Annotated in this window: 9 protein-coding genes; 3 read left to right on the top strand and 6 right to left on the bottom strand. The window is 46.7% G+C overall.

The features are described from left to right. Positions 1-60 precede the first annotated feature (60 nt). Together FHS56_RS07290 and FHS56_RS07295 are read right to left on the bottom strand one after the other, a co-directional pair. Positions 61-2,694, bottom strand: a complete 2,634-nt coding sequence (locus tag FHS56_RS07290; RefSeq protein ID WP_166919232.1) for an AAA family ATPase — start codon at positions 2,692-2,694, stop codon at positions 61-63. Positions 2,695-2,792: 98 nt separating this feature from the next. Continuing rightward, on the bottom strand, positions 2,793-3,749 hold the full coding sequence (locus tag FHS56_RS07295) for an ABC transporter substrate-binding protein (protein WP_166919233.1): 957 nt from the start codon (positions 3,747-3,749) through the stop codon (positions 2,793-2,795). Positions 3,750-3,951: 202 nt separating this feature from the next. On the opposite strand from FHS56_RS07295, the gene FHS56_RS07300 reads away from it, so the two are divergent. Beyond that, on the top strand, positions 3,952-5,052 hold the full coding sequence (locus tag FHS56_RS07300; protein WP_208409649.1) for an anhydro-N-acetylmuramic acid kinase: 1,101 nt from the start codon (positions 3,952-3,954) through the stop codon (positions 5,050-5,052). A gap of 55 nt (positions 5,053-5,107) precedes the next feature. Here the strand turns inward: FHS56_RS07300 and FHS56_RS07305 are convergent, their stop codons facing one another. Both FHS56_RS07305 and FHS56_RS07310 read right to left on the bottom strand, forming a co-directional pair. Further along, a complete protein-coding gene (locus FHS56_RS07305; RefSeq protein ID WP_166919235.1) occupies positions 5,108-5,572 on the bottom strand; it encodes a hypothetical protein in 465 nt (154 codons plus the stop codon). A gap of 292 nt (positions 5,573-5,864) precedes the next feature. Beyond that, on the bottom strand, positions 5,865-6,377 hold the full coding sequence (locus FHS56_RS07310) for a Sua5/YciO/YrdC/YwlC family protein (RefSeq protein WP_166919236.1): 513 nt from the start codon (positions 6,375-6,377) through the stop codon (positions 5,865-5,867). 158 nt (positions 6,378-6,535) lie between these two features. On the opposite strand from FHS56_RS07310, the gene FHS56_RS07315 reads away from it, so the two are divergent. Together FHS56_RS07315 and FHS56_RS07320 are read left to right on the top strand one after the other, a co-directional pair. Continuing rightward, positions 6,536-8,800: an aconitate hydratase gene (locus tag FHS56_RS07315; protein WP_166919238.1), complete on the top strand. Its 2,265-nt coding sequence runs from the start codon at positions 6,536-6,538 to the stop codon at positions 8,798-8,800. A gap of 90 nt (positions 8,801-8,890) precedes the next feature. Then, a complete protein-coding gene (locus FHS56_RS07320; RefSeq protein WP_166919240.1) occupies positions 8,891-9,532 on the top strand; it encodes a tetratricopeptide repeat protein in 642 nt (213 codons plus the stop codon). Positions 9,533-9,600: 68 nt separating this feature from the next. Here FHS56_RS07320 and FHS56_RS07325 read toward each other — a convergent pair whose 3' ends face one another. Both FHS56_RS07325 and gldJ read right to left on the bottom strand, forming a co-directional pair. After that, entirely contained in the window at positions 9,601-11,055 is a 1,455-nt protein-coding gene (locus FHS56_RS07325) for an SUMF1/EgtB/PvdO family nonheme iron enzyme (RefSeq protein ID WP_449441501.1), read from the bottom strand. A 200-nt stretch (positions 11,056-11,255) separates the two neighbouring features. After that, a complete protein-coding gene (gene gldJ / locus FHS56_RS07330) occupies positions 11,256-12,689 on the bottom strand; it encodes a gliding motility lipoprotein GldJ (RefSeq protein WP_243844182.1) in 1,434 nt (477 codons plus the stop codon). Positions 12,690-12,695 lie beyond the last annotated feature (6 nt).

Here is a 12,695-nt window from a genome sequence, read left to right on the forward strand (position 1 = left end):
CAAGTCAAAGCCGAGCTTCAGGCTTAGCTTTGACTTACTTCGTTTGGTGAGGCTTGGCATTTAGGCTTCTCCTCCGCGCAAACGAAAGCCCAAGCCTTCGGCTTTTTCTTCGGAAGTAGGAAGCAAGTCCTTCAAATCTTCAATAGTAACCGTTGCCAGTACTTCGGGAGTACGCTCCTCTTTGGGCAAAGAAGCCATACGCAAGTGCTGGTTGCGAACGGCTTGCTGCACCACCTTACGCACCGAACGGGCATTGCCAAAATACTTGTTTCTCGTACGGTAAAGATGTTCCAAATAGCTTCGCAACTGCTGTTGCGCTGCCAAGTCCAGTTGTAAGCCCTCCCGCTCGAACATGCTCACGGCTATGGCATACAGCTCCTCTACATTGTAGTCGTCAAAGTGAATGGTCATGTCAAAACGGGACAATAATCCCGGATTGGCATGCAAAAACTCGTGCATGTTATCGGGATAGCCAGCTACAATCACTACAAACTCGCCACGACGGTCTTCCATCTGTTTGAGTAATACCTCCATGGCTTCTTTGCCATAATCTTGTTCAGACTTAGCACTCAAAGCATAGGCTTCATCAATGAACAAAACCCCGCCAATGGCTTCCTCTATTTTTTGCTTGGTTTTAATGGCAGTTTGCCCTACGTAAGCCGCTACCAACGATTGCCTGTCGCACTCCACCAGATGCCCCCGCTCCAAAATACCCAATGCCTTGTATATCTGTGCAATGATACGTGCCAAAGTAGTTTTACCAGTACCCGGATTGCCTGTAAATACCATATGCATGGAAAACTTATTCAGCACGTCGCGCCCCGACTCACGGTAAAAACGCACCAATTTTACCAGCTCATATATTTCATTTTTCACATTCTCCATGCCTATGAGAGCATTCAGTTGCTGCATGGCATCCAGAAGCAGCTCTTCATCTATGGGGATATCGGGCTTTTTGGCTTGTTGTTTGCCGAAGATGCCCTTCACGTCTTCCAGCAAAATGGTTTCCAACGCCTCTTTTGAAAGCTCTCGCGACGGCTGTTGCACAATGCGCAAGCCCATGTTCATTTTTGCTTCCTCTACGAGTGAAGTAACCAAACGGGCATTGCCAAAAGTGCGGTCGCGATTGCGGTACATCTCCACCAGTTGCTTGTAAATAAACTCCTTGGCTTCGGGGGAAAACACAACCCCTTTCTTTCGGGCTTTTAGCTCAAGGATTTCCATCAGCTCCTGCGGAGTATAATCCGGGAAGTGATAAATCAAGTTGATACGGGATTTCATACCCGGATTAGACTGCAACATGTGTTGCATCTCTTCGGGGTAACCTGCCATAATGATAGCCAAATCGCCGGGACCATCAGACATTTCCTTTATCAGGATTTCAATGGCTTCCTTGCCAAAGTCTTGCCCTCCCTCATCGCCCTTGCGCGCTAAAGCGTAGGCTTCGTCTATAAACAAAATACCTCCCCTTGCTTTGTTGATGGCTTCTTGAGTTTGAGGGGCTGTTTGTCCAATGAATTTACCTACCAAATCGACACGGGACACTTCGTGTACAGTACCCTTTGACAACAAGCCCATCTTGTGGTATATCTTGCCCAACATTTTGGCAACAGTAGTCTTACCAGTACCGGGATTGCCCAAAAAGGCAGAATGCAAGCTTATTTGGGTGTTCTCCTCAAAGCCTTGCGCCTGTCGTAAGCGTAAAAACTTTAAGTAGTGGATAAAATCGTTGAGACGTTTTTTCACGGGCTCTAAGCCTATCATCTCATTGAGTTCTGCGAGCAAGTCTTCCAGCGACTTTTCATCTACTGCCTCTGCGGTCGCTCCATTAGCAACATAAGGCTTCCCCCCCGCCGGATAAAATACCTCCGGCACTCCTTCTATCTCCTGCGTCTCATGCACACGAAAAGGTGCTACTGCCACCAACTCCGACATAAACACGACTTCCACGCGATAATTGTCGGGCAACCAAGACCCCGGGATGCCATTGCCCCAACCTGCCAGTGAATAGAAGGTAGTAGTACCCGGCGGCACATACGCCAAGTCGCTCATACTGCCTTTTAATTGCCCGGCATCATCGAAATAACTAAAAAAAAGCTCGCAGTACCAAGAGCGACTTTGCTTATTGCGTAATTTCAGTTCCGTCCATATGTACTGTGTTTTGTCGGAAGCAAACTGCGTCAAATAGCGCCTTTGTCCGCTTGGTAAGTCATCGAGGCTGTAGGGACCGTTGAAAAAACGTAAACTTTCAATATCGAAATAAGGATTATTTCCGGGGGTTACTTTTCCGCCCTCCTCCACGTATATTTTGCGAGAAGCCACCAGCTCCCCATCAATAAAAGCCTCCCAGATGTAGTCCCCGCGTTTCCAGACCCCTCCATAGTCAGGCGTTCCCCATCCTTCCCGCACATACACGATGTTCTCTTCCTTTTGCACCTCCCGGTGAATATCAATACTGCACAATTCTATCTTTTCATTGTTTTTGATGCGATAAGCTTTCAGCACACAATCACATGCCCAATCTTCTTCGTCAAAAAGTTTGTTGTAAAAAGACAATTCCGCATACAAGTAATTCACTTCCGAGGCTTCAAATACACAACGGTACTGATATTGATTTCCCATGAGCGGATTGCGCGAAGCATAGCAGCGCAAATCCCTTAATTTGTAGTTTTTATCTAATTTCTTGGATGTCATGAACGTATCATTTCTATGCCTCAAAAAGAAAAATACCTTACTAAAAGTTTTTTAGTAAGGTATAAAACAGACACATGAAAAGCAAAAGCAGTAACCGCTCATGCCACCGTTTCTTTCTGCAAAACTGGCTGCACCACTTCTTCTACGGCAAATGGCAAATGGTCGAGTACTTTTTTGTCGAGTCCCAGCAGCACCTTATATTCCAACATTACGTTCCATAAGTCATGCCAATAGGCGAGGTCCATCCTACCCCAGTTTTTGCCTCCATAATGCGCCAGTGCTCTTAGCTGTGTTTGATACAAAAAGCGAACGTTATTTAAAGAGGGATGACGCGCCCCTTCCATCAATAAGTTGGCAGCACTATCGGGGTGTTCAGTAGCAAAATAATAACCTTCTGCCACCACGCGCAGAAAAGCTCGGATTGCTTCTTGCTTCTGCTGCCATACGTCATCACGCACACACAATATATGCGTATAGCGATAAGGCAGGTGGTGCTCATCTATCATAAAAGAAGTAAGGGATATATGCCTGCAAGCTGCATCCACCCCTTCCCAAATCGTGTGATAACGCACTACATCTACTTGACGGCGCAAGAAAGCACGCCATGCTCCTGCTACGCCCGTTTCTATTGTCTCATACTTGCCCTTTCCTCTGTCATGCTTTATCAAACAACGCAAGAGCCTATGCTCATAGGGCAAACCCATATAAGCATAACGCTTGCCGTCGAGATGCGCCAGACGCGCCACCCCCATTTCTTTCCTTACTCCAATGGCTTGTGTATTGTTTTGCAGCAAAGAAGCCAATGCTATAAACCGATGCGCTGGCTCCGAAATGTTTAAACAAGTAAATTCTTCCGGCTTCAAAATTGCCAAATCTACTTTCCCTTTCCATAATTTTTGCGCAGGGGTCTGGTAGTAACTATCTTCATCCGGGCTAATGAAGCGCACTACCAGCTCTTCATCGTTGAACCAGCCTTTGCCTAAGGCTACATACATGCCCGTGTGGAATACAGAGGGCGTGGAGTCCAGAGCAATTTTGAGACAATGGCTTTCCATAGTTTTAATTAAGTTGGTTTTTAGTAATAAAAAAGGCTTCAAAAAAGAGAAAGAGAACCAACAGCTGTATAAGCTTGTTGTCATCAATCTAAAAAAAATGCACTATTTATTCAAATTTTTTACAAAATTTTTCAAAAAAATAGTAGACATGCATACCATTTTAAAAACAATGCAAAAACAAAAGCTAAAAATCATAGGCTGTATGTCAGGAACATCTATGGATGGATTAGACATAGCCCTCTGCACAGTAAATCAAATCAAAAAAAACAAGAATATTACATTACATTTCTTCAAAACGGCGAAATACAGTAAGTCTCAAAAAGAAAAATTACAAAAAATAGCCTTTCAAGAGCAGGTAAGCTTAAAAGAAGTAAGCCGCCTGCATCGCATGATAGGCGAATGGCACGCACAAATGATACTGCAAGCTCTTGAAGAGTGGAAAATCCTCCCCCAAGAAGTGGACATGATTGCCAGCCACGGACAAACCATCTACCACGCCCCAGACCCGCAAGGTGGCTTTCATTCCACTTTGCAAATTGGCGACGGCGACTGCATCGCTTTACGTACTGGCATACTTACCATCAGCGATTTCAGGCAAAAACACATTGCGGCAGGCGGCGAAGGTGCCCCTCTTGCGCCCTATGGCGATTACCTGCTATTGAGCGATGCAAAAGAAAGCCGCTGGCTGCTCAATATAGGAGGAATTGCTAATGTAACTTATCTACCTCCGCGCCATAGCGGGCAAAGTCTTTGGGCAAGCGACTGTGGTCCCGGCAATACCTTGTCGGATGCCATTTCAAAACACTTTTTAAAGCAAGATTATGACCCTCACGGACAAATTGCCAGCCAAGGGCGTTTTTTAGAGGATTTATTTACCCAACTCACTGCTCATCCGTTTTTCAGACAAGCATTTCCCAAAAGCACCGGACAGGAAGCTTTTTCGTGGCAGTGGCTTGCCGGCTTACTGAAAGGCAAGGACTACAATGTACCCGACATTTTGCACACGCTTGGCTGTTTCGTAGCATGGAGCATCGCCCAAGCAATAAACAGCCAAAACCCATGCGATGCCCGCAAGATATACGTAAGCGGCGGTGGTGTGCATAATCATTTTTTGATGGAAAAACTGCAGGCTTATCTTCCCGAGTATCACATTCAAAGCACTGAAGCACTGGGCATCCCCCCGGATGCCAAAGAAGCCATGCTGTTTGCGCTCTTGGCTTATGAATGCTTTCACGGCAACCCCGACTCCTACCCGCCCCCTCTTGTGCCGGTGCGTTTTGGTAAAATATCCCTACCCGGATAAAACAAAAAAGCCCCCTCGGGGCTTTTGATTCTTTTTTCTGACACTAACAACTTAACTAAAAACTGCGGAAAAGGCGCGCACTCTCGTGCCAAGGAATGCGCGTAAGCATTAAAAGAAAGCTAATCAGAAAGAAAGTAAAGGCATGCTTGAACTTTTGTTTCTCTGCTCGCGCACGCTTCGACTTGGTACGCCCAATTTGAGCCAAAACCACTGCAATCAGCATCACCGCAATGTGTTCTACTGCCCAATAACGCAGAACCGCGGTTTTCATTACTACCTTGGTACCTTGCGCAAAAGCATCCAAGCCAAAAGGGCTGAATACGAAATAAAGCAACAAGCCCAACAACAGCTGCAAATGCATCATGCCCACAAAGGCGACTTGTGTGGCATTATCCGACTTTTTGAAATGCAAGCCCATTTGCCATCCTCGAAAAGAACGGACAATAACCCATATGGCTGTCAGCAAGACAGCCCACCGCAGCCAAGAGTGTAAAAAGAGTAAAATTTGATAGAAACTCATAGTTGTATCTGTTTGATGATGAACTCAGAAGTCAAGATAGTGCAAAGTCCCCAAAGAAGCAAAGGCAAAGCTTATACTCACAGCTCCGATGGCATTCATGCGCATGGTATTTTCATCAATAGGCAGCTGCTGGCGATATACTCAACACCATTCATTCAAAAAACACATGCATGGCAAAAGTCAATGCAAGGCAAGCCGCCCGCAACCAAAAGGCAGTTGTAGTTGGCTCAAGACATAGAAGCATACCAGCTATAAGAAAAACGAAAATGCAGTATAGCGCCATATACTTTCATCAGCTTCCTTTTTCCAAGCTTTGAATGGTGCCGTTGTTAAGCAAATGCACTTTATCGGGGCGATGCCGCTGCTTGGGCAATGTCATCGCCGGAAGGTAGGCGTCCCAAGTATCATCCAAAACGTAAGTGTCGCCCAGCAATATACCAATCACTGGATGCCCTATACGATTGAGCAACTTGCGCCAGTTTTCTTCTTTGCTCAAAGAAATCCAAAAATCATTGCCTTCTACGCCCTCTGGTAAGCAGTGATATTGCTCAAATTTCATCCACAAGGGGCGTTGGTTCATTTCCATCCAGTCCCAAGCGATATCGGGTACTTCTGCAACGTATTGCGATAACAAACCGATGGATTCAATATGCAACACCCATTCCTTCTGTGTCAGTGTATGTTTGATTTCTTTCAAGCGCTCAATCCCCTCCTTTTTCCAGCTGTCGGCAATTAACCACCAACCTAAGGAAGAAGGAAATAAACACAAGTTGGCTGCTTTCAGCTTCTTTACAATTTCAATCATGACTTTTCTCTTAGCTCTTCCTTTCTCGACAAATATACAAGGAAAGCGGTGCAATACCGTGTTTTCTTTTTCAAAAACCGCTGTGCTTGTTATCATCCGATATTTACTAACTTTGCCATGAGTTTTTAGTTCGTAACTTCTTTAAAAAACTAAGCCTTATGCTATTCGACTTCGATATGATTCAGCGGGTGTATCAACAACTACCCGAGCGAGTAAACCAAGCTCGCAAGGTATTGAATCGCCCCATGACATTAGCTGAAAAAATCTTATATGCCCACCTCTACCCCGGGCAGGAAATTCGTGAGTTTCAACGTGGGAAAGACTATGTGGAGTTTGCCCCCGACCGCGTAGCCATGCAAGATGCCACTGCCCAAATGGCGCTGCTGCAGTTCATGCTGGCAGGTAAAAGCAAAGTGGCTGTACCTTCAACTGTACACTGCGACCACCTTATCTTGGCAAAAAACGGTGCAGAGCAAGACTTGGAAGAAGCCTTAGGGCGCAATAAAGAAGTATATGACTTCTTGTCTTCCGTATCCAATAAATACGGAATCGGCTTCTGGAAACCGGGTGCAGGCATCATCCACCAAGTAGTATTGGAAAACTACGCCTTCCCCGGCGGTATGATGATAGGTACCGACTCGCACACCCCCAATGCCGGTGGGCTGGGCATGATTGCCATTGGTGTAGGTGGTGCCGACGCCGTAGATGTAATGACGGGCATGGCTTGGGAACTGCTCTTCCCCAAATTGATAGGTGTGAAGCTGACGGGCAAGTTGAACGGCTGGGCTTCCCCCAAAGATGTTATTTTGAAGGTAGCAGGTATCCTTACTGTGAAAGGTGGTACCAACGCCATCATTGAATACTTTGGCGAAGGAGCCGATTCACTGTCTTGTACCGGTAAAGCAACCATCTGTAACATGGGTGCAGAAGTGGGGGCTACTACCTCTGTTTTTGCTTACGACCACCGTATGCGAGCATATCTCGAAGCTACCGGACGCAAAGAAGTAGCTGATTTAGCAGAAAGCATCAAGGAATACCTGCGTCCGGATGCAGAGGTATATGAAAACCCTGAAAAATACTACGACCAGGTGATAGAAATCAACCTGTCGGAACTGGAGCCCCACATCAACGGACCTTTTACCCCCGACTTGGCATGGCCCCTGTCGAAATTTGCCGAAGCAGTAGAAAAGAACAACTGGCCCGACAAACTAGAAGTAGGTTTGATTGGTTCCTGCACCAACTCTTCTTATGAAGATTTGACCCGCGCAGCCTCCGTAGCCAAGCAAGCCAAAGAAAAGAAACTGAAAGTGCAAGCCGAGTTCACCGTAACCCCCGGCTCTGAGATGGTACGCTATACAGCCGAACGCGATGGCTTACTCGATGAGTTCGAAGCTATCGGCGGTGTAGTGCTTGCCAATGCCTGCGGTCCTTGCATCGGTCAGTGGCAGCGCCACAACAACCCTGACCGCCCCAACTCCATCATGACTTCCTTCAACCGTAACTTCGCCAAACGCAACGACGGCAACCCCAAAACCCATGCTTTCGTGGCATCGCCTGAAATCGTAACAGCTTTTGCCATCGCCGGCTCTTTGAAGTTCAACCCCATGACCGACACCCTTCTCAATGAGGAAGGCAAAGAGGTGAAGTTGGACGAGCCCAAAGGCATTGAGCTGCCCGAAAAAGGATTCGATGTAAAAGACAACGGCTATGTGGCACCTGCCGAAGATGGCAGCCAAGTAGAGGTAAAAGTGAACCCTCAATCGGAGCGCTTGCAACTACTGACGCCGTTCCCTGCGTGGGAAGGTGCCGACCTCAAAGGCTTGAAGCTGCTCATCAAAGCCAAAGGTAAGTGCACTACCGACCACATTTCTATGGCAGGTCCTTGGTTGAAATACCGCGGTCATTTGGATAACATATCCAACAACCTGCTTATCGGAGCAGTGAATGCCTTCAACGGTGAAACCAACAAAGTAAAAAACCAGCTGACCGGTGAGTATGACGAGGTGCCCAAAGTAGCCCGTGCTTACAAAGCTGCTGGCATTGGTTCGGTTGTAGTAGGCGACGAAAACTACGGCGAAGGCTCTTCTCGTGAGCATGCCGCTATGGAACCTCGCCACTTGGGTGTACGTGCCGTTATTGTGAAGTCTTTTGCCCGTATCCACGAGACCAATCTGAAAAAACAAGGGATGTTGGCGCTTACCTTTGCTAACCCGGCAGACTACGACAAAGTGCAAGAAGATGACACCATCGACATCTTAGGGCTGGAATCGTTTGCTCCCGGCAAGCCGCTGACTGTAGTCTTGCACCATAAAGACGGCAGCACCGACGAAATAAAAGTCAACCACTCTTACAACGAAGCTCAATTCGAGTGGTTCAAAGCGGGTTCTGCACTTAACCTGATTCGTCAACAAAGCAATGCATAACTAAGCATTGAATGATGCGTTCATAAAACAACAAGACCTATGGGTATAATACCCGTAGGTCTTTTTTCTCATACCATAAACAAGCAAAGCATGAAAAAAGTATCTGGTTTTTTGCTATTGTGCTGCCTGCTGTGGGTAAGTGCTTGCAAGACAGCTTCGCAAACTGAGGAAGCAAAAGCAAAAGCAGAAGCGCTGCGCTTGCGGGCAGTTAGTTCTTTGCAAAAGCAAGACTATGCCACTGCCTTAGCGCAATACGACAGCCTCTTGAGGCTTACCGACACGGTAGCCGACTATTACTTTGAGCGGGCAATAGTCAAAGAATTCCTTACAGACACCGCAGGGGCTATTCAAGATTACGAGCGGGCTATTGAGCTAAACCGCCACTTTGCCGATGCGTGGTGCAACAAAGGCGAGCTGTACCGTCTTCAAAAACGCTACCAAGAGGCAATCGAGGCGCTGTCGAAAGCCATTCGCTTACAACCCCGAATAGCCATTCTTTATTACAATCGGGGCTTGGCATATGCAGCTATAGATAGCACCGATGCAGCACTGGACGACTTCACCACCGCCTTAGATTTGGCACCCAATTTTGCCTACGCCCACTTGGAAAGAGGAAAGGTGCTTTACCAGACAGGACACCGGGAACGTGCCTGCCAAGAGTGGGCAAAAGCCTATGAAAAAGGGCTTTCCGAAGCCGCCGATTGGGTAAAACAACATTGCCTTCAGCAATGAACGAAAAGCGGGGAAAAAAATAAAAGGCAGGTGCTTGGGGCATCTGCCTTTTCTTCCTATATTCCGACTTACTCTCTGTTTCGTTTCAACTGCCACCATTTTTTCTTTTCTTGTTCGGTATAGTCTCCTTCGGGCAAGTTCTCTCCTCCCATATAGCTCATGGCGCAGCGAAAACCCACTGTTGCCGAGCTTTCTGTCATTTTCATAAAACGGCGCGTGCCCGGTGCCAACCAATAAGCAACATCCTTCCAAGAGCCACCTTTGTACACACGGTAAATTTGTGGATTCATAGGGTCGATGTAGTCTTTAAAGAAGCTGTTGGGAAAAGTCATCAAGTTTTCATGCATAACCGCCGCCGAGTCTTTCATCCCCCCATCTTTGCCCAGCACATCTTCATTGTAAAGCAGCACCTTCATGCGAAATTTGGCGACAGAAGCCGAATCGGTGAAGCGCTCATATCGCTTAATGGCTTGAATGTCCACGAAGTCTTCCCATCCTTCCGGCACATATACGTCTTCTACCCATTCATTGACATTACCTGCCATATTATATAAACCGAAGTCGTTGGGGGCATAGGCATACACCCACTCAGTCATCACTGCTCCGTCGTTTTGACGACCGGCTATGCCGGCATAGTCGCCGCGTCCACGCTTGAAGTTAGCCATGAAGTAACCTCCATTTCTTTGGTAAGGGTTACGCAAAGCCCTCCCGTCCCATGGATACAGGCGTTTGCTTTGATTACGCTCATCATCGTAGCGCACTCCCACACGGGCAGATGCGGCATATTCCCATTCGGCTTCGGTGGGCAGGCGGTAATCAGGCAAGCGCAAGCCCTCTTTGGGCTGGGTTCGCGCTATCTGTCCTTCGTCTATCTTATTGTTTTTCTTTAAACCTGTAACGTAGGTTTGCGCTTCTATGGTTTTGTTGACCATCATGGTTCGCCATTTGCAGAATTCTTGGGCTTGAATCCAAGAAACTCCCACTACCGGATACATACGAAAGCCCGGATAGCGCAAGTAATTTTTCACATAGGCGTCGTTGTAAGCCCCTTCCGATGCCCAAACAGTTGTATCGGGTAGTAAAATTAGTTTGCGATATTCTTCATAGCTAACCCCTTCGGGTACGTCTCCGGGGTTTTTTTCATAATAATTCATAAACTCAAGCCAATGCAAGTTGGCTACCTCCGTACGGTCCATGTAAAACGAAGGCACGGTTACGCGCGTAAGTTGCCCGGGTGAAAGGTGCATCACATCTTCTTCGGTAATGCCCATCACAAAGCTCCCCCCCTCAATAAAAACCAAACCGGGACCGGCTATCTGCCCAGAGAATTCACTCAATCGATAACTATTTTCATAGGTAGAGTCGTTGTAAGGAATCCCTGTTACCTGGCTTACTGCTCCTTTTTTAAGACCTTTTGCCGACTGCTTCTCAAAGCCATCTTTCTTTTGAAAGACTTTACAAGCAGTCATCAGCAGCAATACCAACAGTATTATTCCTCCAAAACGCACCCTTACCACAGGCATCTTCATCATTGCAATTCAGGTTCTTTTACTAAAGTAAAGTACAGGAACTGTACCAACTGCGGCTATCTTCTTTACGCAAAAAGATGCAAAAGGTTAGCAAATTTTACATAAGGTAAAATCCGAATTTTATTTCAATGGGCGATTTTAAACAAGAAAAGGCTTTTTTAAAAAGCCTTTTCTTGCAAATTTAATATATTTTCTTACTTCCTTCTATATTTTCTTGTTTCGTTTTTGCGTCTGTTTTCTCCTTCTTTCTCGCCTGCCATAATCATGGCGCAACGGAACCCTATATCGTTGGTTGATTTGTTTTTGTCAAGGAAACGACGTGTACCGGGCGACAGCCAATAGGCTACGTCCTTCCAAGAACCACCTTTGTAAACCCTCACGTCGTCATTGATAAGAGAGTTCAGGGCTTTGCTCCCATCGGCTTTTCTTACCAAGTAGTTTTCTTCATCGTCGCCATATACGGACAGAGTAGTGTCGGGACGCAGGCGGGTACTGTCCAAGCGCTCACGACGTACGGGGTTGAGGTCGTCGAAGTCTTCATAAGCCAAGGGGCGATATACGTCTTCTACCCACTCATTTACGTTGCCTGCCATGTTGTACAGACCGAAATCGTTAGGCGGATAGGCATAAATCCACTCGGTAATAAGCGCCCCGTCGTTTTGCCTACCGGCAATACCGGCATAATCCCCACGCCCACGTTTGAAGTTTGCAAGGAAGGTACCCATCTGTTTACCGTAGGGATTACGCAAAGAATGACCGTCCCAAGGATAGATGCGTCCGTTAGATTGGTTTTCATCGTTGTATTGGGTACCAATCAACCCTTTGGCGGCATATTCCCATTCAGCTTCGGTAGGCAAGCGATAGTCGGGCAATACTATCCCACTTTCCAGAGGCACTTGCCCGGGCTTGTATTCGTTGAGGCGCCCGTCTTTGTCTTTCTTTTTGGCTTCTGCAAACAGATATTCGTTTACCGCTTTGGTACGCCATGCACAGAAAGCTTTGGCTTGTACCCAAGATACACCTACCACCGGGAAGAAACGGAAGCCGGGATAACGCAGGTAGTTTTGCACATAGGAATCGTTGAAGGCTTTGTCGTTTGCCCAAACGGTAGTATCTGGTAGCAAGATACGTTTGCGGAATTCTTCGTAGCTGCTGGTATAATCGGGGGACAACACCAATTTAAAATCTTCTTGAATGGTTCCTTGATTTTGAGGTCTTTCATAGTAGTGCATGAACTCCAGCCAGTGGATGTTGGCTACTTCGGTACGGTCCATAAAGAAGGACTGGATACTGACGGTACGCTCCTTATTGTCGCGCGTATAAAGAATATCTTCTTCACCGGACCCCATCACAAAGCGCCCCCCTTCAATGAACACTAAGTTGGGACCATCGGGCTGCCCCAAATATTCGTTTACTACCAAGCTGGTAACGTTGTTTACAGTGTCTTCGTAGTTATAGGGGATGCCTGTCACCTGGCTAATCATGCCTTTACGGTGTACATTCGTACTTTTTTGAATTTGAAATTCAAACCCCTGCTCTTTTTTCTTGAAGAGCTTGCAAGAAGTAGCACCAAATAGCATCGCAGCTGTCAACAGAAGGCTTCCAGCTAATTTCCCATGTTTTCTCATAACTTG

Origin of the sequence: Thermonema lapsum, from assembly GCF_011761635.1 — a bacterium.
Taxonomy (GTDB): Bacteria; Bacteroidota; Bacteroidia; order Cytophagales; family Thermonemataceae; genus Thermonema; species Thermonema lapsum.

Excerpts from the sequence above, each read along its gene's own strand:
- FHS56_RS07300 (WP_208409649.1), top strand. The coding sequence starts at position 3,952 with ATGTCAGGAACATCTATGGATGGATTAGACATAGCCCTCTGCACAGTA.
- FHS56_RS07295 (WP_166919233.1), bottom strand. The coding sequence starts at position 3,749 with ATGGAAAGCCATTGTCTCAAAATTGCTCTGGACTCCACGCCCTCTGTA.
- FHS56_RS07320 (WP_166919240.1), top strand. The coding sequence starts at position 8,891 with ATGAAAAAAGTATCTGGTTTTTTGCTATTGTGCTGCCTGCTGTGGGTA.
- FHS56_RS07325 (WP_449441501.1), bottom strand. The coding sequence starts at position 11,055 with ATGCCTGTGGTAAGGGTGCGTTTTGGAGGAATAATACTGTTGGTATTG.
- FHS56_RS07310 (WP_166919236.1), bottom strand. The coding sequence starts at position 6,377 with ATGATTGAAATTGTAAAGAAGCTGAAAGCAGCCAACTTGTGTTTATTT.
- FHS56_RS07305 (WP_166919235.1), bottom strand. The coding sequence starts at position 5,572 with ATGAGTTTCTATCAAATTTTACTCTTTTTACACTCTTGGCTGCGGTGG.
- gldJ (WP_243844182.1), bottom strand. The coding sequence starts at position 12,689 with ATGAGAAAACATGGGAAATTAGCTGGAAGCCTTCTGTTGACAGCTGCG.
- FHS56_RS07290 (WP_166919232.1), bottom strand. The coding sequence starts at position 2,694 with ATGACATCCAAGAAATTAGATAAAAACTACAAATTAAGGGATTTGCGC.
- FHS56_RS07315 (WP_166919238.1), top strand. The coding sequence starts at position 6,536 with ATGCTATTCGACTTCGATATGATTCAGCGGGTGTATCAACAACTACCC.